The sequence below is a fragment of the Streptomyces sp. NPDC047043 genome (assembly GCF_040644055.1).
Classification (GTDB): Bacteria; Actinomycetota; Actinomycetes; order Streptomycetales; family Streptomycetaceae; genus Streptomyces.
The window spans coordinates 95844-122470 of the sequence record NZ_JBEYVO010000027.1 but is presented as its reverse complement, the minus strand read 5'-3'; the positions used below and the strand labels follow the sequence as shown (position 1 = coordinate 122470).

Genomic DNA, 26627 nt, shown 5'->3' with positions numbered 1-26627 from the left:
GACTTTTCCCGGCGGCTGAGGCAACCGGACCCCGCACGGTCCGGAGCGAGGACTGTGAGGTGGGACGTGCAACTGACCCCGCACGAGCAAGAGAGGCTGCTCATCCACGTGGCGGCCGACGTGGCCGAGAAGCGCCGGGCCCGCGGGCTGAAGCTCAACCACCCCGAGGCCGTCGCCCTCATCACGTCGCACATCCTCGAAGGCGCCCGTGACGGCCGTACGGTCGCCGAACTCATGGCCTCCGGACGCAAGCTGCTCACCCGGGACGACGTCATGGAGGGCATCCCCGAGATGATCCACGACGTCCAGGTCGAGGCGACCTTCCCGGACGGCACCAAGCTCGTCACCGTCCACGACCCGATCGTCTGAGGGGGCCTCGATGATTCCCGGCGAGATCCTGTTCGCGGACGAGCCCGTTGTGTACAACGAGGGTCGCGAGGTCACCCGCCTGACCGTCCTCAACGCCGCCGACCGGCCCGTCCAGGTCGGCTCCCACTACCACTTCGCCGAGGCCAACCCCGGTCTGGACTTCGACCGCGCCGCCGCGCGCGGCAAGCGGCTCAACATCGCCGCGGGTACGGCCGTGCGCTTCGAGCCCGGGATCCCCGTCGACGTGGAACTCGTCCCGCTCGCCGGTGCCCGTGTGGTGCCCGGGCTGCGCGGGGAGACCGGAGGTGCCCTCGATGCCTGAGATCTCGCGTGCCGCGTACGCCGATCTGTTCGGCCCCACCACCGGCGACCGCATCCGGCTCGCCGACACCGACCTCATCGTCGAGATCGAGGAGGATCGTTCCGGCGGACCCGGACTCGCCGGTGACGAGGCGGTGTTCGGCGGCGGCAAGGTCATCCGCGAGTCGATGGGCCAGTCGCGCGCTACGCGCGCAGAAGGCACCCCGGACACCGTCATCACCGGCGCGGTGATCGTCGACCACTGGGGGATCGTCAAGGCCGACGTCGGCATCCGTGACGGCCGGATCACCGGGATCGGCAAGGCGGGCAACCCCGACACGATGGACGGGGTGCATCCGGATCTGGTCATCGGCCCGGAGACCGAGGTGATCGCGGGCAACGGGCGGATCCTGACCGCCGGCGCCATCGACGCGCACGTCCACTTCATCTGTCCGCAGATCGCCGACGAGGCGCTGTCCGCCGGTGTCACCACCCTGGTCGGCGGCGGCACCGGTCCGGCCGAGGGCTCCAAGGCCACGACCGTGACGCCGGGCCCCTGGCACCTCGCGCGGATGCTGGAGGCGATGGAGGACTACCCGCTCAACATCGGCTTCCTCGGCAAGGGCAACACCGTCTCGCACGAGGCGATGCTCTCGCAGATCCGGGGCGGTGCGCTGGGTCTCAAGCTGCACGAGGACTGGGGGTCGACCCCGGCCGTCATCGACGCCTCGCTGACCGTGGCGGACCGGACGGGTATCCAAGTCGCCATCCACACGGACACCTTGAACGAAGCCGGCTTCGTGGGCGACACGCTCGCCGCGATCGGCGGACGCGGCATCCACGCGTACCACACCGAGGGTGCGGGCGGCGGGCACGCGCCGGACATCATGAGCGTGGTCTCCGAGCCGCACGTGCTGCCGAGTTCGACGAACCCGACGCGGCCGTTCACCGTCAACACCGCCGAGGAACACCTCGACATGCTGATGGTGTGCCACCACCTCAACCCGGCGGTGCCCGAGGACCTGGCGTTCGCTGAGTCGCGGATCCGGCCGTCCACGATCGGGGCGGAGGACATACTGCACGACCTGGGCGCCATCTCGATCATCTCGTCCGACGCCCAGGCCATGGGGCGCGTGGGCGAGGTCATCATGCGGACCTGGCAGACCGCGCACGTCATGAAGCGGCGGCGCGGGGCGCTGCCGGGGGACGGGCGCGCGGACAATCGCCGGGTACGGCGGTACGTCGCCAAGTACACGATCAATCCGGCGGTCGCGCAGGGGCTCGCGCGCGAGGTCGGATCGGTGGAGACCGGGAAGCTCGCCGACCTCGTGCTGTGGGAGCCCGCGTTCTTCGGCGTCAAGCCGCATCTGGTCGTCAAGGGCGGGCAGATCGCCTACGCGCAGATGGGCGACGCCAACGCCTCGATCCCCACGCCGCAGCCGATCCTGCCGCGGCCGATGTACGGGGCGATCGGGCGGGCGCCCGCCTCCAACTCCTTCAACTTCGTTGCCCCGCTCGCCATCGAGGACGGGCTGCCGGAGCGGCTCTCGCTCGGCAAGCGGTTCGTCGCCATCGAGTCGACGCGCGGGGTGACCAAGGCCGACATGCGGGAGAACGACGCCCGGCCGCGGGTGCAGGTCGATCCCGACAGCTTCGCCGTGCACATCGACGGGGAGCTGGTGGAGGCCACTCCTGCCGCCGAACTGCCCATGGCCCAGCGGTACTTCCTCTTCTGATGTCCAGGGCTGCACTACTGGTCCTGGCCGACGGGCGCTTTCCCGCCGGGGGGCATGCGCACTCCGGCGGGGCCGAGGCGGCGGTGAAGGCCGGGCGGATCACCGGGGCGGCGAGCCTGGAGTCCTTCTGCCGGGGACGGCTGCACACGGCGGGCCTGGTCTCGGCCTCGCTCGCCGCCGCCGCCGTACTCGGTGTGGATCCGGTGGAGTTGGACGCGGCCGCGGATGCGCGGACGCCGTCGCCCGCGCTGCGGGTTGCCGCGCGGAAGCTGGGGCGGCAGTTGATGCGGGCGGCTCGGGCGACCTGGCCTTCTGCTGAACTCGACGACCTGGCACGGGAGTTCCCCAAGGGGGCGCATCAGCCGGTCGTGCTGGGCCTTGCTGCCAGGGCGGCGGGGCTGGGGGCCGAGGATGCGGCCTACTGCGCGGCTTACGAGAGTGTCAGTGGGGCGGCGAGTGCGACGGTGCGGTTGCTGAGTCTTGATCCCTTTGACGCCACGGGGGTGTTGGCCCGGCTGGCGCCGGAGGTGGATCGTGTCGCGGATCGGGCGGTGGAGGCGGCGCGGGGGGTTGTCGACGACGGGGTCGATGCGTTGCCTGCGGCTTCTGCGCCGTTGTTGGAGATCGGGGCGGAGGTGCATGCGGCTTGGGCTGTGCGGTTGTTCGCCTCGTGACTGGGGGCTCCGCCCCCAGACCCCCATCGGCCCTGAAGGGGCCTCGTCCTCAAACGCCGGACGGGCTGAAGATGCCTGAACGGCGCTGAGATTGCACCGTAGAAACACAGTAGGAGCCGCCCCATGCACCTCGACCACTCCCACAACGGCCCCGCCGCCGTCAGCGCCGATGCCCGTCGCCCCGACGGCTCGCGTCGCGCGCTCCGCATCGGGCTCGGCGGGCCCGTCGGATCCGGCAAGACCGCCACCGTCGCCGCGCTCTGCCGGGCCCTGCGCGAGGAGCTCTCCCTCGCCGTCGTCACCAACGACATCTACACCCGTGAGGACGCCGAATTCCTGCTCAGGGAAGCCGTGTTGCCGCCCGAGCGGATCACGGCCGTGGAGACGGGGGCCTGTCCGCACACCGCGATCCGGGACGACATCTCCGCCAACCTCGAAGCGGTCGAGGATCTGGAGGACGAGGTCGGGCCGTTGGATCTGATCCTCGTCGAGTCCGGTGGCGACAATCTCACCGCGACCTTCTCCAAGGGGCTCGTCGACGCGCAGATCTTCGTGATCGATGTCGCGGGTGGGGACGACATTCCGCGCAAGGGTGGGCCGGGTGTGACCACCGCCGACCTGCTCGTCGTCAACAAGACCGACCTCGCGCCCCACGTCGGCTCCGACCTCGCGCGGATGGCGGCCGACGCAAAGGCCCAGCGTGCCGAACTGCCCGTGGTCTTCCAGTCGTTGAGGAGCGAGGCCGGTGTGGGCGACGTCGCCGCCTGGGTGCGGACGCAGCTCGCCGCCTGGACGGCGTGATCGTGAGCGGGGTGCGGGCCACCGCCCGGATCGTCGCCCGGGAGGACGGCAGAGGCGCTACCGCCCTGCCCGTGCTGGAGGGCGACGGACCGCTCGCGCTGCGGCGGACCCGGGGGAGCGGTGCCGAGGCCCGGGTCATGCTTGTCGGGGCGATGAGCGGACCGCTCGGCGGCGATGCCTTCGCCGTGGAGACGGAGGTGGACAGCGGCGCGCGGCTGCGCGTCGGGTCGGCCGCCGCCACCATCGCCCTGCCCGGGCAGGTGAAGGGGGAGGCCCACTACGACGTACGGCTGCGGGTGGCGGACCATGCTGAACTGACCTGGCTGCCCGAGCAGTTGATCTCCGCCAAGGGCAGTGACCTGTACGTCACCACCCGGGTCGAACTCGGTGCCGCCGCGCGGCTCGTGCTGCGTGAGGAGCAGGTGCTCGGGCGGGTGGGGGAGGAACCCGGGCGGCTTGCCAGTCGTCTTACGGTGCGGGTCGCGGGACGTGTCGTGCTCGACCAGGAGCTGGCCTGCGGGCCCGGAGCGCCCAGCGGGTGGGACGGTCCCGCCGTGCTGGGCGGGCATCGGGCGGTGGGGCAACTCGTCGTCGTACGGCCGGAGTTCGGGGTGGCACCGGTGGCTGCCCGGGTGCTCGGGGACGGTGCCGCCCTGGTGCCGCTCGCCGGGCCCGCGGTGCTCGTGAGCGCGGTGGCGGCCGACGCGCTGCGGCTGCGGCGTGTGCTGGACGAGGCGCTCGCCGAGCTCGGCTGAGTCACCGCTGAGCGGGACGGATCTCTCCGTTTATCGGATTGGCAAAGAAGGTCAACGACCCCTGTTCTCAGGCAGCTCACAGCCGCGAGGATCCCTCTACCAATCGCAAAGACGTTGGGGGGAGATCCCACTTGAGGGATATGAGACGGAACAGGCGGACGACGGTGCTCGGCTCGGCAGGGGCGCTCGTCACCGCGACGCTCATAGCCGGCGCCGTCGCCGCGCCGACCGCGAACGCGAGCGCCGGCTCGCGGCACGGGCAGGACCGCGAGGCCCGTGGCGCGGCGATCGCCGCCGAACGAGCCGCCAAGGCCGGCATCGACTGGCAGGACTGTCCCGCCGACTGGGGGCTCGAGAAGCCCATCCAGTGCGGCTATGTCAGCGTCCCGCTCGACTACGCCAAGCCGTACGGCAAGCAGATCAAGCTCGCCGTCGACCGCATCGGCAACACGGGGACGAAGGAAGAGCGCCAGGGTGCGCTGGTCTACAACCCCGGTGGTCCCGGCGGTTCCGGCCTGCGCTTCCCGCGCCGGGTCACGACCAAGAACCCGATCTGGGCCAACACGGCCAAGGCGTACGACTTCGTGGGCTTCGACCCGCGTGGCGTCGGCCACTCGGCGCCCATCTCCTGCATCGACCCGCAGGAGTTCGTGAAGGCGCCGAAGATGGACCCGGTGCCGGACAGCGAGGCCGACAAGACGGCCCAGCGCAAGCTGGCCCGCGAGTACGCCGAGGGCTGCGCCGAGCGCAGCGGCAAGGACGTCCTCGCGCAGATGACCACGCCCAACACGGTGCGCGACCTGGACGTGATCCGTGCCGCGCTCGGCGAGAAGAAGCTCAACTACCTGGGCGTCTCCTACGGCACCTACATCGGCGCCGTCTACGGCACGATGTTCCCGGGCCATCTGCGCCGCATGATCGTGGACAGTGTGGTCAACCCGTCGCGGGAGAAGATCTGGTACCAGGCCAACCTGGACCAGGACGTCGCCTTCGAGGGCCGCTGGAAGGACTGGGAGGACTGGGTCGCCGCCAACGACGCCGCCTTCCACCTCGGCACCACCCGTGCCGCGGTCCAGGCGAAGTGGCTGGAGCTTCGGGCCACCGCGAAGAAGAACCCCATCGGCGGGGTCGTCGGCCCGGCCGAGCTGATCGGCTTCTTCCAGAGCGCCCCGTACTACGACTCCTCGTGGGTGCCGGTCGCGACGGTCTTCAGCAAGTACTTCGCCGGCGACACCCAGGCGCTCATCGACGCGGCCGCCCCGGACCTGTCCGACACCGCGGGCAACGTCGCCTCGGAGAACGGCAACGCCGTCTACACGGCCGTCGAGTGCACCGACGCCAAGTGGCCCACCAGCTGGAAGAAGTGGGACAAGGACAACACCGAGCTCAACAAGCAGTATCCGTTCATGACTTGGGCCAACGCATGGCTCAACCTGCCGTGCGCCACCTGGCCGGTCAAGCAGCAGACGCCGGTGAACGTCAAGACCCACAAGGGTCTGCCGCAGGTGCTGATCGTGCAGTCCACGCGTGACGCCGCCACCCCGTACGACGGAGCCGTCGAACTGCACAAGCGGTTCAAGGGCTCCCGTCTGATCACCGAGAAGGACGCGGGCTCGCACGGTGTGACCGGCCTGGTCAACCCGTGCATCAACCAGCGGGTGGACGACTACCTGCTCACCGGCAAGCTGGACGCCGCGGACGTGACCTGCACCCCGCACGCCACGCCCAAGCCGTAACCGGCAGTCGTACGAAGATGAAGTGAGGGGCGGCCGGAACAACCCGGCCGCCCCTCGCACTTGTTCGACTCGCCCTATCCCAGCGGCATCCGCGGGAAGGCGCGCTTCTTCTCCGCGGCCCCGGCCGCCTCCGCCTCCGCCGCCTTCGCCACGGCCGCGTACTCGTCGACGTACTCCTGCTCGGACAGCGACAGGATCGCGTACATGATCTCGTCGGTCACCGCGCGCAGGATCGCCCTCTCGTTCTCCATGCCCGCGTAGCGGGAGAAGTCCAGGGGCTTGCCGAAGCGGATGACGACGGGGTGGATGTTCGGGATGACCTTGCCGGGCGGCTGCGCCTCGAAGGTGCCGATCATCGCGCAGGGAATCACCGGGACCTGGGCCTTCAGCGCCATGACCGCGACGCCGACCTTGCCCTTGTAGAGGCGGCCGTCGTGCGAGCGCGTGCCCTCCGGATAGATGCCGAGCAGTTCGTCCTTGCGCAGCACACCGAGGCCCTCGCGGATCGCGGCCTGGCCCGCCTCCTTGCCCTTGCGGTCCACCGGGATCTGCCCAGCGCTGCGGAAGAAGGCCGCGGTCAGACGGCCCTTGATGCCCGGACCAGTGAAGTACTCCTTCTTCGCGAGGAAGGTGATGCGGCGCTTGAGGATCGCCGGCATCAGGAAGTGGTCCGAGAACGACAGGTGGTTGCCGGCGACGATCGCCGCACCTTCGGCCGGTACGTGTTCGAGGCCTTCGATGCGAGGCCGGAAGACCAGTCTCAGCAGAGGTCCCAACAACACGTATTTGAGCACGTAGTAGAACAAAGGGGTCGCTCCTCACTCCGGCGGATCGCCTGGGCCGCCTCGTTCCAGCAGGTCAACCGGCGTGTCGTGGGGCTGCCAGTGTATGTGCAGGGGCAGTTCGCCGGAACACGGCGGACGCCGCGTCGCGCGCGGGGGGACAACTGCCGCACCAGCCTCCTGTTACCGGCCGGTAGTCAGCAACCTGAAGACGCATCATGGCGCGATCACGCTCAACTGCTGGCGGACGCACGGCCCTTGCGCATTCCGCGCCCGGTCTGTCAGGGCGACCGTCAGCGGTGGCTCAGCCGGCCCGTATGGCCGCATGGACCGCATCCACGTCATCCACCTCCTCGCTACGGCATGCCACTGGGACTCCCAGGAGTACTACGGCATGCCCGCCTCCGCACGCCTGCCACGATGCATGGGCACAATCGGTAAGGAGAGGCAGGAGAGGCAGGAGAGGAGAGTCGGCGATGGCCGAGCGCATGATCGAGGCGGACGGTGTCGAACTGTGCACCGAATCCTTCGGCGACCCGTCGGATCCGCCCATCCTGCTCATCATGGGCACCGGGGCCTCGATGCTCTGGTGGGAGGAGGGCTTCTGCCGGATGCTCGCCGGGGGCGGGCGGTTCGTGATCCGTTACGACCACCGCGACACCGGCAGATCGGTCACCTACGAGCCCGGCCGTCCCGGGTACACCGCATCGGACCTGGTCGGTGACGCCGCCCGCGTGCTCGACGCCCATGGGATCCCGGCCGCGCATGTCGTGGGCGTCTCGGCCGGAGGAGCGTTCGCACAACTCCTCGCGCTCGACTACGCCGAACGCGTCCTCTCGCTCGTCCTGATCAGCACGTCCTCCGCCGTGCCCGGCGGCCGCGAGCTTCCTGGGCCGACCGGGGAGTTCATGCGGTTCGTCTCGTCCGCGCAGGTCCATTGGTCGGACGCGGAGTCGGTGATCGACTACCTGGTCGCCTACTCGCGCATGCTCGCGGGCGGCCGACGCCCGTTCGACGAGACTGCCGCCCGTGGCCTTGTCCGTCGCGACGTCGAGCGTGCACACGACTTCGCCGCGGCCCGCAACCACGACGTACTGCCGGACGACGAACGCTCACGGACTGCCCTGTCCTCGATCGCCGTGCCCACGCTGGTGATCCACGGGACCGCCGACCCGATGTTCCCGCTCGGGCACGGTGAGGCACTCGCGGAGCAGATCCCCGCCGGCAGGCTGTTGGCTCTGCCGGACGCCGGCCACGGGGCCGAGCGAGCCGACTGGGCGACGATCGTCCCGGCGATCCTCGGGCACACCGCCGGAGGCCAGGGCGGCTAGATGTGCTGTCCTGCTTCAGTTACCTTTTGGGGTCTTCCGGCTGTTGGTCGTCCTGAGCGTGGTCGCACTCGTCTGCTCGGCGCTCGCGACGTGGCGGTTCGCCGGCGGGCGTACCGGCGAGGGGTTTGTCGACGCGGGCGCCGAGCCGACGAGAAAGGGCTCCACGGTGTTCGCCGGCGACGACTGGGGATACCGCTCGCGCGGCGCGCTGCTGGGTTCGGTGCTGCCGAAGGCCGGGGTCCTCGTGCTGGTACTGGGCGCACTGGCCGTCTTGTCGGCCATCCCGCGGCTCGGGCGCAGGCACGGGTACACGCTGCCGCGCACCTTGAGCGCAAACTCCTGGGCCTGCGCCGGGTGTTGTACGCGTCGGACCCGACGGCGCCGACGGGCCGGAAGGTGACCGGCTCGCCCCTGCGTCCTGCGGTCAGGGCATGTTGTTGATGCTGGCTCGGACCTTGGCGATGACGTCGGCGGGGAGCGTGGCGTAGCCCTGGAAACTGAGGTCCTGCTGGCCTTTCCGGCCGGCGATGTAGGTGAGGAAAGCCTTGGTGGCGGGCCAGGTCGCCGGTTTGTTGCCTTTGTTGCAGACGACCTCGTAAGTGACCATGTCGATGGGATAGGCGTTCGCGGCTTTGGTCGAGTAGTCGAGGGCGAGCGTGATGTCGCCCGCGGTACCGGAGATCTTCGCCCCTGCGATGGCCTTCGACGCGGTGATGATGTTCGGGTCGACGGGGGAAGCGGCGCCGGTGGCGATGGAGGTCGTGGGGATGGCGTTGTCGATGGCGTACGGCAATTCGAAGTAGCCGATCGCGCCTGCCGTCTGTTTGACCTTGGTGGCCAGCCCCGAGGAGCCTTTGGCGGACTGGCCGCCCTTGGCGACCCATTGCTTTCCGTGCTTGTACGGCCAGGTGCTGGACGCGGTGGCGCCCAGGTAGGAGGTGAAGTTGTCGGTGGTGCCCGAGGCGTCGGCGCGGTGCAATGGCCGGATCGGCGTCTTCGGCAACGTGGTGCCCGGGTTGAGTTTCGCGATCGCGGGATCGTTCCACGCGGTGATCTGCGAGTCGAAGATCTTCGCGAGCGTGGGGGCGTCGAGGACCAGTTTGCCGACCCCGCGCACGTTGAAGCCGACCGCGATCGGGCCGCCGAGCATCGGCAGGTCGACGGCACGCCCGCCGTCGGTGCAGACGCTCTTGGACTGGGTGATCTGATCCGGGCTCAGCGCGGAGTCGGAGCCCGCGAAGGCGGTGCGGCCGTGCAGGAAGTCCGTCTGCCCGGCTCCGGAGCCGGTGCCGTTGTAGGTGATCCGGGTGCCTGGGCATGCCCGCGTGAAGTTTTTGATCCAGTACTGCATGGCGTACTGCTGCGCGCTCGAGCCGGAAGCCAGCAGGCCGGCCGCCTTGCCGCAGGTGATGCCGCCGGCGGCGACGGTGGTGGAGGCGAGGGGGGTGGCGGGCGCTCTGCTGGAGGGGGTGGACGAGTTGTGCTCCGCGCCGCAGCCACTCAGGACCAGGGCGCCACAGACCACCGCCGCGCCGACGGTCAGGGGATACGGCCCGCTCTTCGGGGGAGACGTCACTTTCGGGCGTTCCTTCCTGTGCGTAACGACCCGATTGCTTAGAGTGTTCACCCCTCGAGATGGACGGCGCACCCTCCCGCGGCAAACGGCGGAAGATCGAGGCTTTCGGAAGATGGAGGCTTTCGGCAGATCGGTGCCGCGGTGGGTGTTCCGCGCTCTCACAGCCGCACGATGACCAGGGCGGTGTCGTCGGTGGCGCCGCCCGGTGGCAGCAGCTCCAGGAGGACCGAGTCCGCGAGCCGCTCGGGGTCCTCGGCGCGGTGGCGGCCGAGGGAGTCGGCGAGACGGGCCAGGCCGGTGTCGATGTCCTCGCGTCTGCGCTCGATCAGGCCGTCGGTGTAGAGGACGAGGGTGGCGCCCTCGCCGAACGTCGTGCAGGCCTGCGGCCGGGGGATCGGCTCGGGGCGGGCGTCCAGCGGTGGGTCGGTGGCCCGGTCGAGGAACTCCACGCGGCCGTCGGCGTGGACGAGCACCGGCGGCGGGTGGCCGGCGCTGCTGTACGTGATGGTGTGCTCGTCGAAGTCGATGAACGTCGTGACCACCGTGGCCGATTCGGCGCCGTCGACGACGTTCGCGTACCGGCCGAGCACGTTGAGCGCCTCGCCCGGCCCCGCGGCCACACGGGAGGCGGCGCTCAGCGCGCTGCGCAGCTGGCCCATGACCCCGGCCGCCACCAGACCGTGCCCGACCACGTCGCCCACCGCCACGCCGATCCGGTTGCCGCCCACCAGGTCGACGAGGTCGTACCAGTCGCCGCACACGTTCAGCGCGCCGACCGCGGGCCGGTAGCGCACGGCCACGTCGTGGTGGCCGACCTGCCGGCGGGCGGGCAGCATCGCCTCCTGCAGGGCGAGGGCCACCTCGCGCTCACGGGCGTGCGCCTGGCGCAACCGCTCGTTGAGCTCCTGCAGTTCGCGGGCGCGGGTGTACAGCTCGGCCTCCAGGACGCGGGCCCGGCTGCCGGTGGGGCCGCCGCGCGCCTTGATCAGCTCGGTGACCTCCTCGACCCGGTGCACCAGCAGCACCACCTTGCCGTCCGGGCCGATCACCGGCGCGTTCACGGGGCTCCAGTAGCGCTCCTCCCACACCCCGGACTGGTGGGGATCCTCGACGTCGTAGCGCTGCAGGGCCATGGTGTCCCGCTCGCCCGTGTCCAGCACGCGTTGCAGCGAGGCCGCCAGGTTGCGCATGCCGGACGCGCCGCCGTCGTTGGGGTTGTCGGGGAAGACGTCGAACAGATAGCGGCCGACCACCTGCTCGCGGGTGCGCCGCGCATTGCGCAGGAACTCCTCGTTGGCGTCCGCGTAGACCAGGTCGGGCGTCAGCAGCGCCACCATCCCCGGCAGGCACTGGAACACCGCCGCGTAGTCGATCGCCGCATCGTTCATGGCTTCCGCCTAACTGCCGGGTTCGCTCTATTTTCCTACGTCATACGACGTATGTACTGACCCTGTTGTGTCAGGCCGGAGACTCCGTCAGCGGCTGCTCGGCCCAGATGACCTTCCCCTCGGGTACGAAACGGGTGCCCCAGCGCTCGGTGAACTGCGAGACCAGCAGCAGCCCGCGGCCGCCCTCGTCGGTGGTGCGCGGATGGCGCAGATGGGGCGCGGTGGCGCCGCCGTCGGATACCTCGCAGATCAGGGCGCGTTCCCGGATCAGGCGCAGCCGGATCGGGCCGTCCGCGTGCCGGATGGCGTTGGTGACCAGTTCGCTGACGACCAGTTCCGTGGTGAACGCCAGCTCCTCCAGGCCCCACTCGGTCAACTGCCGGGTCGCCTCCTTGCGGGCGTCGGCGACCACGGCCGGGTCGGCGGGCAGGTCCCAGTCGGCGACCTGGTCCTCGCCCAGCAGCCTGGTGCGGGCCATCAGCAGGGCCACGTCGTCGTACGGCCGGGCCGGGACCAGCGCGTCGACCACGGCCCGGCAGCGCAGGTCGAGCGAGGACGCGGCCCGTTCCAGGGCCCCCCGCAGCCGGTCGCGGTCCGCGTCGACGGCCCAGTCCTCCCCGCGGGCCAGCAGACCGTCGGTGTGCAGCGCGAGCGTGCTGCCCTCCGCGAGGGCCAGCTCGACGGCCTCGAAGGGCGGCCCGGCCGCGCCGAGCGGCGGCCCCTGCGGGAGGTCGACGAAGCTGACGGTGCCGTCGGGCATGACGACGGCGGGCGCGGGATGCCCGGCGGCGGCCATCGAGCACTGCCCGTCGACGGGGTCGTAGACGACGTACACGCACCCGGACCCGGCGACCTGGACGTCACCGGTCTCCCGCCCGTCCGGGGCGACACCCTCCTCGCGGGCCGTCCGCACGACCAGGTCGTCGAGGTGCGCGAGCACCTCCTCCGGCGGCAGATCCAGCGCCGCGAGGGTCCGTACGGCGGTGCGCAGGCGCCCCATGGCCGCGGCGGCGTCGATGCCGTGTCCGGGGACCTCGCCCACGACGAGGGCGACGCGCGCGCCGGACAGCGGGATGAGGTCGTACCAGTCGCCGCCGAGGCCGGTCAGCTCGTCGGCGGGCCGGTAGCAGGCGGCCACCTCGACCGCGTTCTGCTCGGGCAGCCGACGGGGGAGCAGGCTGCGCTGCAGCACCAGTGCCGCGTCGCGCTCGCGGGTGTAGCGGCGGGCGTTGTCCACGCAGACCGCGGCCCGGGACACCAGGTCCTCGGCGAGGGACAGGTCGTCCTCGTCGAACGGCTCCTGGCGTGCGCGCCGGAAGAACGTGGTGACGCCCAGGGCGACGCCCCGCGCGCGGATCGGCACGATGATCACGCTGTGCAGTCCGAGCTCCAGGAAGGTGGCCGCCCGGCCGCCGGGGATGCGGGTGGCCCACTCCTTGGCGAGCGGGTCGAGCCGTTCCTCGCGCCAGGGCCGGCCCGTGGTGAGACTGCGGATCGGGGGTGACCCGGCGAGGTAGGTGGCCACCTCGCCGATCTCCACGACGGCCTCCGGCACGCCCTCGTTCACCGACTGGTGGCCGGAGCGGCGCAGCGACACCGGTTCCGTGTCGCTGAGCGGCCCGGGCGTGGGCTCCGCGCCCCGCAGCACCGACTCCAGCAGGTCCACGCTGACGAAGTCGGCGAAGTCCGGCACCGCCACGTCGGCCAGCTCCTGCGCGGTCCGCACTATGTCCAGGGTGCGGCCGATGTGCTCGCCGGCCCGGTCGAGCAGGGCCAGCCGCTGCCGGGCGCGGTGCCGCTCGGTGACGTCGACGACCGTGTAGTAGACGCCCATGGGGTGGCCCTGCTCGTCGTCGAGCCGGGTGAACGACATCATGTGCGCCGTCTCGCGGTGCGGCGCGGACTTGATGCGGCCCACGTGCTCGTAGCCCACCACCGGGCGGCCGGTCGCCAGTACGTGCCGCATCTGCTCTTCTATCGCCGCCGTGTCGATGCCCGGCTGGACGTCCGAGATCCGTAGCCCCAGCCGATCCTGCGGCGAACCGCCGCCGAACTTCGCCAGGGCGTCGTTGGACCACACGAAGCGCAGGTTGGCGTCCACGATCGCTATGCCGACGGGCGAGCCGGTGACCATCTGCTCCAGCACCGGGCGGCTCATGTCCCAGCCGCCGGCGTCGGCCATGTCGGAGACCAGCACCAGCCAGTGCGCGACTCCGCCGGGTTCGACCGCCGGAGTGACCCGCACCATGACCCTCACCGGCCGGCCGTCCTTGCGGCGCGCGGTCAGCAGTCCCGCCCAGCCGCCGTCCCTGCGGCACCGCTCGGCGAGCTCGGGCAGGCGCGCGGCGTCCTCGGTGGTGAGCAGCCCGGTCACCCGGGTGCCCACCACCTCGGCGGCGGCATAGTTCAGCAGCCGCTGTGCGTCCCGCGTCCAGCTGGTCACCACGCCCTGTGCGTCGAGCAACAAGGGCACGGCATCGGCCACGTCGAACCGCTGCCGGGCGACGTCCTGCTCCTCGTGAGTGCCCACGGCCGACCTCTCTGTCGCTGAGAGTGGTCTACCACCTCTTGTCCCCATCTTCACCCTTCCAGGATGGAGTGGGGGTGTGCACCCGGCCCGGCGGGAGCGGGGGGTGCGCGGTGGGACGAGGGGCGGCGCGGCGGAGTCGTAGGACCCCTGTGCGTCAGGCCTTCTGCGCCAGCACCCGCTGCAGCGAACCCAGCGCCGACTCCAGCTCCTCCCCGGTGATCGTCAGCGGCGGTGCCAGCCGGATGGTGGACCCGTGGGTGTCCTTGACCAGGACTCCCTCGCGCTGGAGCCGTTCGCTGATCTCGCGGCCTGTGCCGATGGCGGGGTCGATGTCGACGCCCGCCCACAGGCCGCGGGCACGGAAGCCGGTCACGCCGCTGCCGACGAGCGCGGCCAGGCCGCCCCGCAGCACCACGCCCAGCTCGGCCGCCCGGCGCTGGTACTCGCCCGTCTCCAGCAGTTCGACCACGGCCGTGCCGACCGCGGCCGCCAGCGGGTTTCCGCCGAACGTCGAGCCGTGCTCGCCCGGGCGCAGCACGCCGAGCACGTCCCGGCGGGCGACCACCGCGGACACCGGAATGATGCCGCCGCCCAGCGCCTTGCCCAGCAGCAGCACGTCGGGGACGACGCCCTCGTGCTCGACGGCGAGGGTGCGGCCCGTGCGGCCGAGGCCCGACTGGATCTCGTCGGCGATGAACAGGCAGCCCTTGCGGCGGGTCAGCTCGCGCACGCCGGTCAGGTAGCCGTCGTCGGGGATGACGACGCCCGCCTCACCCTGGATGGGCTCGATGAGCACGGCCGCCGTCGTCTCGTCGACGGCCGCCTCCAGCGCCGCCAGGTCGTTGTACGGCACGATCCGGAAGCCCGGCGTGAACGGGCCGAAGCCCGCCCGTGCGGTCTCGTCCGTGGAGAAGCTGACGATGGTCGTCGTACGGCCGTGGAAGTTCTCCGCGGCGACCACGATCGTGGCCTGGTCGGTGGGGACGCCCTTGACCTCGTAGGCCCACTTGCGGGCGACCTTGATGCCGGACTCGACCGCCTCGGCGCCCGTGTTCATCGGCAGCACCATGTCCAGGCCGGTCAACTCGGCCAGCCGCTCGGCGAACTCGGCCAGCCGGTCGTTGTGGAAGGCGCGGGAGGTGAGGGTGAGGCGGTCCAGCTGCTGGTGGGCCGCGTCGATCAGCGCCGGGTGGCGGTGGCCGAAGTTGAGGGCCGAGTAGCCGGCCAGCATGTCGAGGTAGCGGCGGCCCTCGACGTCCTCCACCCAGGTGCCCTCGGCGCGGGCGACGACCACGGGCAGCGGGTGGTAGTTGTGCGCCAGGACCGGTTCCTCGGCGCGGATGAGGTCGGCGGACGTGCGCGTGGTCACGGGAGCGGTCATGAACGGATCTCCTGGGTGCAGCACTTGATGCCGCCGCCTGCCTTGCGGAACTCGGACAGGTCGACGGGCACGGGGACATAGCCGCGGTCGGCGAGGGCGGTGGCGAGGGACTCGGCCTGGGGCGCGATGAACACGTTCCGGCCGTCGGACACGGAGTTCAGGCCGAAGACCAGCGCATCGTCCAGGGTGGCGAGGACGGCGTCCGGGTACAGGCGCGCGAGCACCTCCCGGCTGCCCGGCGAGAACGCCTCCGGGTAGTAGGAGATGTTGTCGTCGTCCAGGACGAACAGCGCCGTGTCCAGGTGGTAGAAGCGCGGGTCCACCAGCGTCAGGCTGATCACCGGGTGGCCGAAGAACTCCTGCACCTCGCGGTGCGCCTCCCGGGTCGTACGGAATCCGGTGCCGGCCAGGACGTAGCGTCCCGTCCAGACCAGGTCGCCCTCGCCCTCGCACACGGACTCGGGGCGGTGGACGGCGAAGCCAGCCGCCTTGAACCAGGTGTCGTAGTGCGTGGACTCCGGGCGCCGCTCGGGCGCGTGGAAGAGGGAGCCGAAGACGCGGCCGTCCACGACGACCGCCGAGTTCGCGGCGAAGACCATGTCCGGGAGACCGGGGGCCGGCTCCAGGGTGTCGACGGTGTGGCCGTGGGCCCGGTAGGCGCCGATCAGCGCCTGCCACTGCTCGTGGGCCAGGTCCACGTCGACGCGGACATCGGGTTGCATCCAGGGGTTGATCGCGTACTGCACGGCGAAATGTCTGGGTTCGCAGACGAGGAAGCGCCGCCGGCGCGGCACACGGGAGTCGGACACAGAGGGGTTCCTCCGCTTTCCTGCGGTGTCGACTGGGGTTGACACCAAGGTAGGAAGTGACGGAGAGGGGCGACAAGCAACGAGAATTGCGTGTCCGCGCAGGAATGCTGCGTCTTTGGCCGAGGGTGCGCAGGTTCGCTGCGTGCTCGGATGTTTATTCGGGAGCGGGCTGGGTGGCGCCGGCCTCGGGGCTCTCCGGGAGCAGGTGGGACAGCACCATCACGCTGATCGTCTTGCGGATGAAGGGCTCGACACGGATGCGTTCCAGCACCTCCTCGAAGTGCTCCACGTCCCGCGCCCGCACATGCAGCAGCGCGTCCGCGCCGCCGGTCACCGTCATCGCCGCGGTGATCTCCGGGTGATTGCGCACGACCTCCGCGAGCCGCCGCGGCGGAGCGGCCCCCTCGCAGTACACCTCGACGTACGCCTCCGTGCGCCAGCCCAGCGCCTCCGGCTGCACCGTGGCCGTGAACCCGGTGATCACGCCCGTGTCGCGCAGCCGGTCCACCCGCCGCTTCACCGCCGTCGAGGACAGCCCGACGGCCGCACCGATCTCGGCGAAGCTCGTTCTGGCGTTCGCCATCAGGGCCGTGATGATCTTCCGGTCGAGCTCGTCGAAGGGGGCCGGCCTGCTGTTCATGAGGGCACTGTATCCAGCGGGAACGTCCACGCCCCGGCACATGTCCAGGCGTACGGATTCCACCTACACTCCGGGTTCATGCTGCGCGCCCTGGCCGTCGACGACGAACGCCCCTCGCTGGAGGAACTGCTCTATCTGCTGCACGCCGATCCCCGCATCGGCAGCGCGGAGGGCGCCGGCGACGCGACCGAGGCGCTGCGCCGCATCAACCGCGCGCTGGAGTCCGGCCCGGGCGGGCCCGAGGCGATCGACGTCGTCTTCCTCGACATCCAGATGCCCGGCCTCGACGGGCTCGACCTGGCCCGGCTGCTGACCGGCTTCGCCCAGCCGCCTCTGGTCGTGTTCGTCACCGCCCACGAGGACTTCGCCGTCCAGGCCTTCGACCTCAAGGCCGTCGACTACGTCCTCAAACCGGTCCGCAAGGAACGCCTCGCCGAGGCCGTCCGCCGGGCCGCCGAGCTCACCGGCAGCGCCCCGCGCATCCCCGTGCACGAGCCCGATCCCGATCACATACCCGTCGAACTCGGCGGCGTGACCCGCTTCGTCGCCGTCGACGACATCACCCACGTCGAGGCCCAGGGCGACTACGCCCGCCTGCACACCGACAAGGGCAGCCATCTCGTACGGATCCCGCTGTCCACCCTGGAGGAGCGCTGGCGCTCCCGCGGCTTCGTCCGCATCCACCGCCGCCACCTCGTCGCCCTGCGCCACGTCGGCGAACTTCGCCTGGACGCGGGCACGGTGAGCGTCGTGGTCGGCGGCGAGGAGCTCCAGGTCAGCCGCCGGCACGCGCGCGAGCTGCGGGACCTGCTGATGAGGAGGCCCTGACCGTGCCCCACCAGGACCCTGCCGAGCGCCGAGTCGTCGTCACCGGCCCGCCCCGCCGCACCCGCCGCGCCTCCGGCTACTACCGCCCGCGCACCGAGATCGACGAGCAGACCACCCTCGGCCACACCTACGTCCGCTCCCTCATGCGCACCCAACTCCGCGCCGCTTTCACGGTGTTCGCGGTCCTGGGCCTGCTCATCGGCCCGCTGCCGCTGCTCTTCGCCGCCATGCCGGACGCGCACCGCCTCGAATGGCTCGTCCTCGGCTTCTGCCTGTACGCCCCCCTGGTTCTGCTCGCCCGCTGGTACGTGAGGCGTGCCGAGCGCAACGAACGGGACTTCGTGCGGCTCGTAGAAGACCGATGAACTCCAGTTACGCCGTTCCGGCGGTCGCCCTGGTGGTCGTGGCGACCGTCCTGGTGGGCGCGTTCGGCCTGCGCATCTCCCGTACCACCTCCGACTTCTACGTCGCCTCCCGCACCGTCGGCCCCCGCCTGAACGCGGCCGCCATCAGCGGCGAGTACCTCTCCGCGGCGTCCTTCCTGGGTATCGCGGGCCTGGTCCTGGTGCAGGGCCCCGACATGCTCTGGTACCCGGTGGGCTACACGGCCGGCTACCTGGTCCTGCTGATCTTCGTCGCGGCCCCGCTGCGCCGCTCCGGCGCCTACACGCTGCCCGACTTCGCCGAGGCACGGCTCGCCTCGCACGGCGTGCGGCGGCTGGCCGGGACCTTCGTCGTCGGCGTCGGCTGGCTGTACCTGCTGCCCCAACTCCAGGGCGCCGGCCTGACGTTGACGGTGCTCACCGGTGCCCCCGACTCGCTCGGCGGGCTGATCGTGGCCGTCGTCGTGGTCGCCACCGTCGCCGCCGGCGGCATGCGCAGCATCACCTTCGTGCAGGCCTTCCAGTACTGGCTCAAGCTCACCGCCCTGCTCGTGCCCGTGCTGTTCCTGGTCCTCGCCTGGCAGGGCGACGGCGCCCCCAGCCACGCCTTCGAGGAACCGGCGACCTTCCGCGAGCAGCGCGTCGTGCGCGTCGACGACAGCGTCGACCTCAGACTCGAGCGCCCGCTGAGCATCACCGTCAGCGGCACGGTCGACGGCCGCCCGCACGACGACCAGCGGCTCCAACTCCCCGCCGGCACGCACCACATCGAGGCCGGCACCCGGCTGACCTTCGCCAAGGGCGACCGGGTCCCGGCCGCCGACCGCGGCAGCAACGGCGGCATGTCCACCTCGCTCGCCGCGGGCCGCGAGGAACGCCCGCTGTACGCCACGTACGGACTGATCCTCGCCACCTTCCTCGGCACCATGGGCCTGCCGCACGTCGTCGTCCGCTTCTACACCAGCCCGCACGGCGTCGCCGCCCGCCGCACCACGGTCGCCGTGCTCGCCCTGATCGGCGTCTTCTACCTGCTGCCGCCGGTCTACGGCGCCCTCGGCCGGCTCTACACCCCCGAACTCACCCTCACCGGCAGCGCGGACGCCTCCGTACTGCTGCTGCCCGACCGGATGATCGGCGGCGTCGGCGGCGATCTGCTCGGTGCGCTGGTCGCGGGCGGCGCCTTCGCCGCGTTCCTGTCCACGGCGTCCGGGCTGACCATGGCGGTGGCGGGCGTGCTCACCCAGGACGTCCTGCCGACGCGCGGCGTACGGCACTTCAGGCTCGGCACGGTGCTGTCCATGGCCGTGCCGCTCGCCGCCAGCGTGCTCGTGGGCGGGCTGCCGGTCGCCGACGCGGTGGGGCTGGCCTTCGCCGTGTCCGCCTCGTCCTTCTGCCCGCTGCTCGTCCTCGGCATCTGGTGGCGGCGGCTGACCCCGCCGGGCGCGGCCGCCGGGATGCTGGTCGGCGGCGGCTCCGCGTTCGTCGCGGTCGCCGTCACCATGGCCGACTTCCCGGGCACGGGCCCGCTGCACGCGCTGCTCGCCTGGCCCGCGCTCTGGTCCGTGCCGCTGGGCTTCCTCACCATGGTGCTGGTGTCCCTGGCCACCCCGGGACGGGTGCCGACCGGGACGGAGGCGATCCTGGCCCGGTTCCATCTGCCGGAGGATCTGCGTGCGGAGGTGAAGGCATGAGCGGATTCCTCGCCGGGCTGTGCGTGGCCGTACTCCCGCTGCTGGCCGCCGGGTTCTGGCTGGGCAGGCGCACCGCGCGCCCCGAGAGCCTGGGCGGTCTCGGCACCCCCGTCGAGCACGCCACCTTCCAGACCCTGCACACCGCCTCGCTCGCCGCGCCCCCGCTGCGGGCCGGCCTCACGGAGGAGACCGCCCGCAAGTCGGCCCGCAGACTGCGCACCCTGCTCGGCACCGACGCGCTGTGCCTGACCGACCAGAAGGAGGTCCTGGTCTGGGACGGCGTGGGCGACCACCACCGCACCGAGATCATGGAACGCCTCGCCTCACCCCTGGAGACCGGCCGCGGCGAGGCCTTCCGGCTCAAGTGCGACACCCCGGACTGCCCGGTGCGCTGGGCGGTCGTCGCCCCGCTCACCGTCGACGACCGGGTGCACGGCGCACTGGTCGCCTGTGCGCCCCGTGAGTCCGCCGTGCTGGTCCGGGCCGCCGGCGAGGTCGCCCGCTGGGTGAGCGTCCAGCTGGAGTTGGCCGACCTCGACCAGTCCCGCACCCGTCTGATCGAGGCCGAGATCAAGGCACTTCGGGCCCAGATCTCCCCGCACTTCATCTTCAACTCGCTCGCGGTGATCGCCTCGTTCGTGCGCACCGACCCCGAACGCGCCCGTGAACTCCTCCTGGAATTCGCCGACTTCACCCGCTACTCGTTCCGAAGGCACGGCGACTTCACCACCCTCGCCGACGAACTGCACGCCATCGACCACTACTTGGCGCTGGTGCGGGCACGCTTCGGCGACCGCCTCTCCGTCACCCTGCAGATCGCCCCCGAGGTGCTGCCGGTCGCCCTGCCCTTCCTGTGCCTGCAGCCGCTCGTCGAGAACGCCGTCAAGCACGGCCTGGAGGGCAAGGCGGCACCGGTGGGCAAGAGCCACATCAGCATCACCGCGCAGGACGCCGGCGCCGAGGCCCTGGTCGTCATCGAGGACGACGGCGCCGGAATGGACCCCGTCCTGCTGCGCCGCATCCTCGCCGGCGAGACCAGCCCGTCCGGCGGCATCGGTCTGTCCAACGTCGACGACCGGCTCCGCCAGGTCTACGGCGACGACTACGGGCTCGTCATCGAGACCGCCGAGGGAGCGGGCATGAAGATCACCGCCCGGCTGCCGAAATACCAGCCGGGGGTGCACTCGGCCGGGCGGATGACCCAGGAATGAGGGTCATGTGCTGCGGGAGCCTCACGAACTGCGGGAGGCGACCATCCCGAGGGTGAGCAGGCCCAGCACGACCCAGCCGAACCACAGCCAGCCGTTGGAGCCCAGCGCCACCGTGTAGGCGGTCACCACGACCAGACCGCCGACGGTGAGCACCCCCATCGCCTTGATAGAACCGTCCGTAGAACCGGGCATCGCAACACCCTCCTCAGGATTCGTCCCCCTCTATGGTGCCCCCGTTCTGCTTCCGGGCGGTGCACACGACGAAATGCGTGCCCGACTTCCATGCGCCCTGACTGGTCCAGGAGCCGGAGGTGTAGACCGACGGGTCGAAGCCGTAGTCACGCGGGGGCACGTCCTTCGCACAGGCCGCATCCGACTCCGTACGGGCCTCGGTGAGCGTCACGTCCTTGCCCAGCCGGGTGAAACCGAGCACCTGCTCGTCGTGCGGGCCGGCGCAGGAGACCAGCCGGGCGTCGCGGTTGGAACGGGCCTGCAGACAGTCCCGGCGCTGCATGTTCGCCGTGTCGGTGAAGGCCGAGCCGATCTTCCGGTTGTCGCCGAGCGGCCCGAAGACCGGCCCGTGGGCGCCCAGCACCAGACAGGCCGTGCGCCGGCCCGCGGTGTCGAACCCGGCGTCGCTCGGCACGACGGCGACGCTGCGCACGTCCGCCAGCCGCTCCCGGATCTCCTGCGTCCGCTGCTCGCACCGGGCCGGCCCCAGCTTGCGCGCCTCGCCCGCGGAGGCGGCCGACACGAACGCCATCACCTGACCGTCGGGCGCCTTGGCCTGGCAGGTCGGGTCGGGTGTGAGCCGGGGCGTGCCCTGGAAACGGGCAGATCCCGGCCAGTCGGCGGTCACGCACTCCCCGTCCTTGAGCGGCTCGGCGAGCCCGACGGCCGAACCGTACGGCGACGTCTTGCCGCCGTCACCCGTCTCGCCACGGTTGGCCATCGCGTACCAGACACCGCCCAGCGCCAGCACCAGCCCGAGGGAGGCGGCGAGGACGGCCCGCAGGACCCGCGGCAGCTCGCGGCGCCGGTGGGCGGGCCCGGGAGCGACGACGACGGGCCCGAAGCCGTTCGACGCGGGCCCCGGGCCCGGCCCCGGCGGGGGAGGCGCGGGCGCCACCCCGGCCCACGGCGGCTGCGAACCGAGGTCGGTCTGCGTGCGGGCGTAGGAGTCGGCCTGCGGCGTGACGATCCGCGACAGCGCCGCCTCGGCCTCCGTCGCGGACGGCCGCCGCGTCGGATCCTTCGCGAGCAGCGCCTGCAGTACGGGGCCCAGCGCACCGGCGCGGACGGCCGGGCGCGGCTCCTCCATGACCACCGCGGTGACCTCGGCGAGGTTGGACTCGCGCTCGAAAGGGCCGCGGCCCTCGACGCCGAAGTACAGCGTGCAGCCCAGCGAGAACAGATCGGCGGCCGGGGTCGGCGGCCCGCCCGTGGCCCGCTCCGGCGCCAGATAGCCCGACGTCCCCACCAGCACCGACGCCAGCGTGTACCGGGTCTCACCGGCGTCCGGCTGCACCGAGATGCCGTAGTCGGTGAGCAGGATGCGGCCGTACGGCGCCCCGCTGCGGTCCGGCGCCAGCAGGATGTTCGCCGGTTTCACGTCCCGGTGCATGACACCCCGCTCGTGCCCGGCGGTCAGTGCGTCGAGGACGGCGAGCCCGAGGCGGGCGCACTGCGCGGGCGCGAGCGGGCCGCGCTGTTGCACCAGGTCGCGCAGGTCGACGGCGCCCGCCACGTACTCCATGACGATCCACGGCAGCCCCTCGTGCTCCAGCACGTCGTGCACCGTGACCACGTGCGGATGGCCGCGCAGCCCCGCCGCGTGCCGGGCCTCCGCGCGGGCGCGGGCGACCCGGGCCTCCAGCTCGTCCCCGGCCGGCCCCGGGCTCCGGAACACGATCTCCTTGAGCGCGACCTCGCAGGCGAGTCTCTGGTCGTGGGCGAGCCAGACATGGCCCATGCCGCCGCTGCCGAGGCGGTTCAGCAGCAGATAGCGGCCGGCGATGACCCGGCCCACTCCCGACGTCGGTGATCCTGAATGCATCCGGTGACTCCCGGGTTCTGCGGGGGCGCTACATGATCGCGCTGGAGGCGGGCCCGGAGGACGCGGGCCCACTCGTGGCGGGTGCGCTGCTCGCCGGCTCGCTGGTGGCCGGGGCGCTCGTGGTCCCGGGCGGCGGTGCGCTGCTGGTGACCGGGTCGCTGGGCGGGGGCGCGCTGCTGGTCACCGGGTCGCTCGGCGGCGGGGCACTGCTGGTCACCGGGGCGCTGCTCGGAGGCGCACTGGTGGTCTTCGGCGGCGTGCTCGGGGGAGGTGCCTTGGAGCTGGGCGGTGCGCTCGAGGGCGGCGCGGAGGACGAGGACCCGCCCCCGCTGCTCGACGGCGAAGACGGCGGAGCCGACGACGATGACGAGGAAGACGAAGACGAGGAAGACGAGGAAGACGAGGACGGTGGTGATGACGTCGACGATGACGGGGGCGTCCTGGACGGTCCCGAGCTCGAGGACGGCGGCGGAGTGGTCGACCCCTCGGACGTCCCCCCGGCCACGCTGAGCATCACGTACTGGCCGAACTGCAGCTCGGTCCCGGCAGGCGGGTCCGAGGCCGTCACCTGCGCATTGTCGGGCGGCCGCGACTTACCGTCGTACCCGACCGCGAGCCCCTTGTCCGCCAGCCGACGGCTCGCGTCACCGAACGTCGTCCCGGCGAGATCGGGCACCGCGCGCTCCTTGCGCGTGTTGAAGGTCTTGTCGTGCGCGCCCGTCGTGCCGACCGGCCGCTCGATGCCCCGGGCGGGATCGTCGACGTCGACGAGAGCGAGCTGCTGCATTTTCTGGGGCGCGGGCTTTACGGCGACCACGGAGGAACGTTCGTATCCCTGCCACTTCTTGTTGCCGTCCTCGAACTTGACCGAAATCCTGTTCGTGTCATCCGTGAAGGGACGCAGCGGATTTCCGCACGAGCACTTCACAGCCGGAAGCCCCTGTTCATCGACGAGAACGGCGATTCCCGCCTGGAGCAGGGAGTTGTAGGGGACGGCCTTGCCCTTTTTGTAGTCGTGATTCTTCACGAGAGTGTCGTGACGCAGGAGAACAGGAGTGAGCCGGTCCAGATATCCCGGAATCTCGGCCGTGGTGATGTTCAGCGCGGCCGCCCACGCCTGCGCCTTCTGCTTGTTCCTGGGATCCGTGAGGAATGCCTTGAGCTGCTTGACGTCGCAGATGGTCGGCTTCCTCGTGCCCCCGTACAGGCCAGGAGTGTCGCCCTGCTGCAGGCTGCCGTGCACCGCCTGCGGCCTGACCCCCACGGCGTCGTGGCCGAGCCCGCTGCCCTCGTCGAAGAAAGGCGCGAGAGAGGGAACTCCCGCGGCCACCGCCTTCACGACGAGCAGCGGCGTATTCCGATCACACCCGCTGAGTGCGAGTAAGAAAACGAGCAGGACGGCGATCCTGCGAATCACCGATTTCCCGGCCCCTTGCATAAATGCATGAAGTGTCATCACCGCTCCCCCCTGCGGTTCCCCCAATGCACTTCATGCTACTGAAAGCTTCCGGACGGCGAAGCCTTCAACGCCCGCGTGCGTTCAATGAGGCCAAATAGGCGTTGTATGCCTCGAGTTCCTTGTCGCCGTCGCGGTCGGCGGCCCGGTCCTTGCGCCTGGCCTGCCGCTGCTCGGAGCCGTACCACTGGAACAGCAGGGCGATCAGCACCAGTACCGACGGAATCTCGCTGAACGCCCAGGCGATGCCGCCCGCCGCCGTCTGGTCGGACAGCGCGTCGATGCCCAGGGAGGCGGGCGGGTTCTTGAACGTCTCGACCATCGGCGTCGACGCCATCATCAGCGCGATGCCGAAGAAGGCGTGGAAGGGCATGCCCGCGAACAGTTCCAGCATCCGCATCAGATAGCCGGGCCGCTGCGGCCCGGGATCCACGCCGATGATCGGCCAGAAGAAGACCACACCCACCGCGAGGAAGTGCACCATCATCGCGATGTGCCCCGTCTTGGAGCCCATCAGGAAGTCGAAGATCGGCGTGAAGTACAGCGCGTACAGGCTCGCGATGAACAGCGGGATGGTGAACGCCGGGTGCGTGATGATCCGCATGTACCGGCTGTGCAGCAGCATCAGCAGCAGCTCACGCGGCCCCTTGCGGCCCTTGCCGGCGGTCGGCAGCGCGCGCAGGGCCAGGGTGACCGGGGCGCCGAGCAGGATCAGGATCGGCGACAGCATGCTGATGATCATGTGCTGCACCATGTGCACGCTGAACATGACCATGCCGTAGTCGTTGAGCCTGGTGCACATGACGAGCCCGATGGTCAGCACACCGAGGACGAACGAGACCGTCCGCGCCGCCGACCACTTGTCGCCGCGCCGCCGCAGCCGCACCACGCCGTACGCATACAGCCCGAGCCCCACCAGGCAGGCCACGAGGAAGAACGGGTCCGCCGACCACTGAAGCCCCCGCCCCAGCGTGAACGGCGGCAGATCCATGGTCATGCCGTGCCCGCTGTGATCCATTTCGCCGGCTCCTGATTCGTGGGGGGTTGTGCAATGTGTCCGTCCCACAGACTAGAACCGCCCCCGGCCGCACTTGCGACCGGGGGCGATTCTTCGATGCCGTACTGGATGGGTCGGGTGCTAGAGCACGCACTCCGCCTCGTCGTACCGCTCGGAAGGAACCGTCTTCAGCGTCTCGACCGCCTCCGCCAGCGACACCATCACGATGTCCGTGCCGCGCAAGGCGGTCATCTTGCCGAACTCGCCCCGGTGCACGGCCTCCACGGCGTGCCAGCCGAAGCGGGTGGCGAGCACGCGGTCGTACGCGGTCGGCGTGCCGCCACGCTGGACGTGCCCCAGGATGACCGGCCGTGCTTCCTTGCCGAGCCGCTCCTCCAGCTCGATCGAAAGCTGACGCGCGATCCCGGCGAAGCGCTCGTGGCCGTAGATGTCCTTGCCGCCCTCGTCGAACTCCATGGACCCGGCCTTGGGCTTGGCACCCTCGGCCGCCACGACGATCGCGAAGCGCTTGCCGGCCTCGAACCGCTCACCGACCCGCTTGGCCAGCTCCTCGATGTCGAAGGGCCGTTCCGGTACGACGATGGCGTGCGCGCCGGCCGCCATGCCGGAGTGCAGCGCGATCCAGCCGGTGTGCCGGCCCATGACCTCGACGACGAGCACCCGCTGGTGGGACTCGGCAGTGGTCTTCAGCCGGTCCAGCGCCTCCGTCGCCACGCCGACGGCCGTGTCGAAGCCGAAGGTGACGTCCGTGACGGCGATGTCGTTGTCGATGGTCTTCGGGACGCCGACGATCGGCAGCCCGCTGTCGTACATCAGCCGGGCCGCCTTGAGCGTGCCCTCACCGCCGATGGGGATGATCGCGTCGAGGCCGAGCTCCTCGACATGGCCCTTGGCCCGCTCGACGCCGTCCCGCAGATGGGAGGGCTGGACGCGGGAGGAGCCCAGGATCGTGCCGCCGCGGGCCAGGATGCCGCCCACCGCGTCGAGGTCGAGCTTGAGGTAGTCGCACTCCAGGAGGCCCTTCCAGCCGTCCCGGAAGCCGATGACCTCGTCGCCGTGGTCGACGACGGCACGGTGCACGACGGACCGGATGACGGCGTTCAGGCCGGGGCAGTCGCCGCCGGACGTGAGGACACCAATGCGCATAGCCCGAAAAACCTTCTCAACGTGGTCGGG

At 71.0% G+C, this 26627-nt stretch carries 25 protein-coding genes; 13 read left to right on the top strand and 12 right to left on the bottom strand.

What is annotated here, in order from left to right; genetic code table 11:
* Window positions 1–66: 66 nt before the first annotated feature.
* The 7 genes from ABZ880_RS36260 (at window position 67) to ABZ880_RS36230 (ending at window position 6371) form a co-directional block, all read left to right on the top strand.
* Window positions 67–369, top strand: coding sequence for an urease subunit gamma (locus ABZ880_RS36260; protein ID WP_010355509.1), 303 nt, complete (start codon window positions 67–69; stop codon window positions 367–369).
* 10 nt (window positions 370–379) lie between these two features.
* A complete protein-coding gene (locus ABZ880_RS36255; protein ID WP_115914097.1) occupies window positions 380–691 on the top strand; it encodes an urease subunit beta in 312 nt (103 codons plus the stop codon).
* Window positions 684–2405 (top strand): urease subunit alpha, encoded by a 1722-nt coding sequence (locus ABZ880_RS36250; protein ID WP_361272009.1) that lies wholly within the window; start codon window positions 684–686, stop codon window positions 2403–2405. Before ABZ880_RS36255 ends, ABZ880_RS36250 begins: the two co-directional genes overlap by 8 nt.
* The gene (locus tag ABZ880_RS36245; RefSeq protein WP_361272006.1) at window positions 2405–3079 is read left to right on the top strand and encodes an urease accessory UreF family protein; all 675 of its coding nucleotides are present in this window, start codon (window positions 2405–2407) and stop codon (window positions 3077–3079) included. Before ABZ880_RS36250 ends, ABZ880_RS36245 begins: the two co-directional genes overlap by 1 nt.
* Window positions 3080–3202: 123 nt before the next feature.
* Window positions 3203–3880 carry an urease accessory protein UreG gene (ureG, locus tag ABZ880_RS36240; RefSeq protein ID WP_361272003.1) on the top strand — a complete coding sequence of 226 codons (678 nt, stop codon included), beginning with the start codon at window positions 3203–3205 and terminating at the stop codon, window positions 3878–3880.
* Window positions 3868–4635, top strand: coding sequence for an urease accessory protein UreD (locus tag ABZ880_RS36235; RefSeq protein WP_361272208.1), 768 nt, complete (start codon window positions 3868–3870; stop codon window positions 4633–4635). Before ureG ends, ABZ880_RS36235 begins: the two co-directional genes overlap by 13 nt.
* Before the next feature lie 140 nt (window positions 4636–4775).
* Window positions 4776–6371, top strand: a complete 1596-nt coding sequence (locus tag ABZ880_RS36230; protein ID WP_361272001.1) for an alpha/beta hydrolase — start codon at window positions 4776–4778, stop codon at window positions 6369–6371.
* Between the two features lie 74 nt (window positions 6372–6445).
* Here the strand turns inward: ABZ880_RS36230 and ABZ880_RS36225 are convergent, their stop codons facing one another.
* Window positions 6446–7177, bottom strand: a complete 732-nt coding sequence (locus tag ABZ880_RS36225) for a lysophospholipid acyltransferase family protein (RefSeq protein WP_361271998.1) — start codon at window positions 7175–7177, stop codon at window positions 6446–6448.
* Window positions 7178–7629: 452 nt separating this feature from the next.
* Between ABZ880_RS36225 and ABZ880_RS36220 the strand changes: the two genes are divergently transcribed.
* Together ABZ880_RS36220 and ABZ880_RS36215 are read left to right on the top strand one after the other, a co-directional pair.
* Window positions 7630–8484, top strand: coding sequence for an alpha/beta fold hydrolase (locus ABZ880_RS36220; RefSeq protein ID WP_361271995.1), 855 nt, complete (start codon window positions 7630–7632; stop codon window positions 8482–8484).
* Between the two features lie 58 nt (window positions 8485–8542).
* Entirely contained in the window at window positions 8543–8884 is a 342-nt protein-coding gene (locus ABZ880_RS36215; RefSeq protein ID WP_361271992.1) for a hypothetical protein, read from the top strand.
* A 24-nt stretch (window positions 8885–8908) separates the two neighbouring features.
* Here ABZ880_RS36215 and pstS read toward each other — a convergent pair whose 3' ends face one another.
* The 6 genes from pstS to ABZ880_RS36185 all read right to left on the bottom strand — a co-directional run bounded on the left by pstS (window position 8909) and on the right by ABZ880_RS36185 (window position 16808).
* A complete protein-coding gene (gene pstS / locus ABZ880_RS36210; RefSeq protein ID WP_361271990.1) occupies window positions 8909–10060 on the bottom strand; it encodes a phosphate ABC transporter substrate-binding protein PstS in 1152 nt (383 codons plus the stop codon).
* A gap of 158 nt (window positions 10061–10218) precedes the next feature.
* Window positions 10219–11448 carry a SpoIIE family protein phosphatase gene (locus ABZ880_RS36205; RefSeq protein ID WP_361271987.1) on the bottom strand — a complete coding sequence of 410 codons (1230 nt, stop codon included), beginning with the start codon at window positions 11446–11448 and terminating at the stop codon, window positions 10219–10221.
* 70 nt (window positions 11449–11518) lie between these two features.
* Entirely contained in the window at window positions 11519–13978 is a 2460-nt protein-coding gene (locus ABZ880_RS36200; protein ID WP_361271985.1) for a SpoIIE family protein phosphatase, read from the bottom strand.
* 154 nt (window positions 13979–14132) lie between these two features.
* On the bottom strand, window positions 14133–15359 hold the full coding sequence (gene rocD / locus ABZ880_RS36195) for an ornithine--oxo-acid transaminase (protein WP_361271983.1): 1227 nt from the start codon (window positions 15357–15359) through the stop codon (window positions 14133–14135).
* Entirely contained in the window at window positions 15356–16168 is an 813-nt protein-coding gene (gene ddaH / locus ABZ880_RS36190; protein WP_361271981.1) for a dimethylargininase, read from the bottom strand. The genes rocD and ddaH overlap by 4 nt, the downstream gene beginning before the upstream one ends.
* A gap of 154 nt (window positions 16169–16322) precedes the next feature.
* Window positions 16323–16808: an Lrp/AsnC family transcriptional regulator gene (locus ABZ880_RS36185; protein ID WP_361271979.1), complete on the bottom strand. Its 486-nt coding sequence runs from the start codon at window positions 16806–16808 to the stop codon at window positions 16323–16325.
* Window positions 16809–16886: 78 nt separating this feature from the next.
* Between ABZ880_RS36185 and ABZ880_RS36180 the strand changes: the two genes are divergently transcribed.
* The 4 genes from ABZ880_RS36180 to ABZ880_RS36165 are packed head-to-tail and all read left to right on the top strand — an operon-like array spanning window position 16887 to window position 20921.
* A complete protein-coding gene (locus ABZ880_RS36180) occupies window positions 16887–17636 on the top strand; it encodes a LytTR family transcriptional regulator DNA-binding domain-containing protein (RefSeq protein ID WP_361271976.1) in 750 nt (249 codons plus the stop codon).
* Between the two features lie 2 nt (window positions 17637–17638).
* Window positions 17639–18001 (top strand): hypothetical protein, encoded by a 363-nt coding sequence (locus tag ABZ880_RS36175; RefSeq protein WP_361271973.1) that lies wholly within the window; start codon window positions 17639–17641, stop codon window positions 17999–18001.
* Window positions 17998–19710, top strand: coding sequence for a cation acetate symporter (locus ABZ880_RS36170; protein WP_361271971.1), 1713 nt, complete (start codon window positions 17998–18000; stop codon window positions 19708–19710). Before ABZ880_RS36175 ends, ABZ880_RS36170 begins: the two co-directional genes overlap by 4 nt.
* Window positions 19707–20921, top strand: a complete 1215-nt coding sequence (locus ABZ880_RS36165; RefSeq protein WP_361271968.1) for a histidine kinase — start codon at window positions 19707–19709, stop codon at window positions 20919–20921. Before ABZ880_RS36170 ends, ABZ880_RS36165 begins: the two co-directional genes overlap by 4 nt.
* Before the next feature lie 21 nt (window positions 20922–20942).
* On the opposite strand, the gene ABZ880_RS36160 is transcribed toward ABZ880_RS36165, so the two are convergent.
* From ABZ880_RS36160 to ABZ880_RS36140, 5 genes are all read right to left on the bottom strand, one after another.
* Entirely contained in the window at window positions 20943–21080 is a 138-nt protein-coding gene (locus ABZ880_RS36160; protein ID WP_361272215.1) for a hypothetical protein, read from the bottom strand.
* Window positions 21081–21126: 46 nt separating this feature from the next.
* Window positions 21127–22977 carry a septum formation family protein gene (locus tag ABZ880_RS36155; protein ID WP_361271966.1) on the bottom strand — a complete coding sequence of 617 codons (1851 nt, stop codon included), beginning with the start codon at window positions 22975–22977 and terminating at the stop codon, window positions 21127–21129.
* 28 nt (window positions 22978–23005) lie between these two features.
* A complete protein-coding gene (locus tag ABZ880_RS36150; RefSeq protein WP_361272206.1) occupies window positions 23006–24415 on the bottom strand; it encodes a DUF6777 domain-containing protein in 1410 nt (469 codons plus the stop codon).
* An 85-nt stretch (window positions 24416–24500) separates the two neighbouring features.
* Entirely contained in the window at window positions 24501–25451 is a 951-nt protein-coding gene (locus ABZ880_RS36145; protein ID WP_361271964.1) for a cytochrome c oxidase assembly protein, read from the bottom strand.
* 120 nt (window positions 25452–25571) lie between these two features.
* The gene (locus ABZ880_RS36140; protein WP_361271961.1) at window positions 25572–26597 is read right to left on the bottom strand and encodes a 6-phosphofructokinase; all 1026 of its coding nucleotides are present in this window, start codon (window positions 26595–26597) and stop codon (window positions 25572–25574) included.
* Window positions 26598–26627 lie beyond the last annotated feature (30 nt).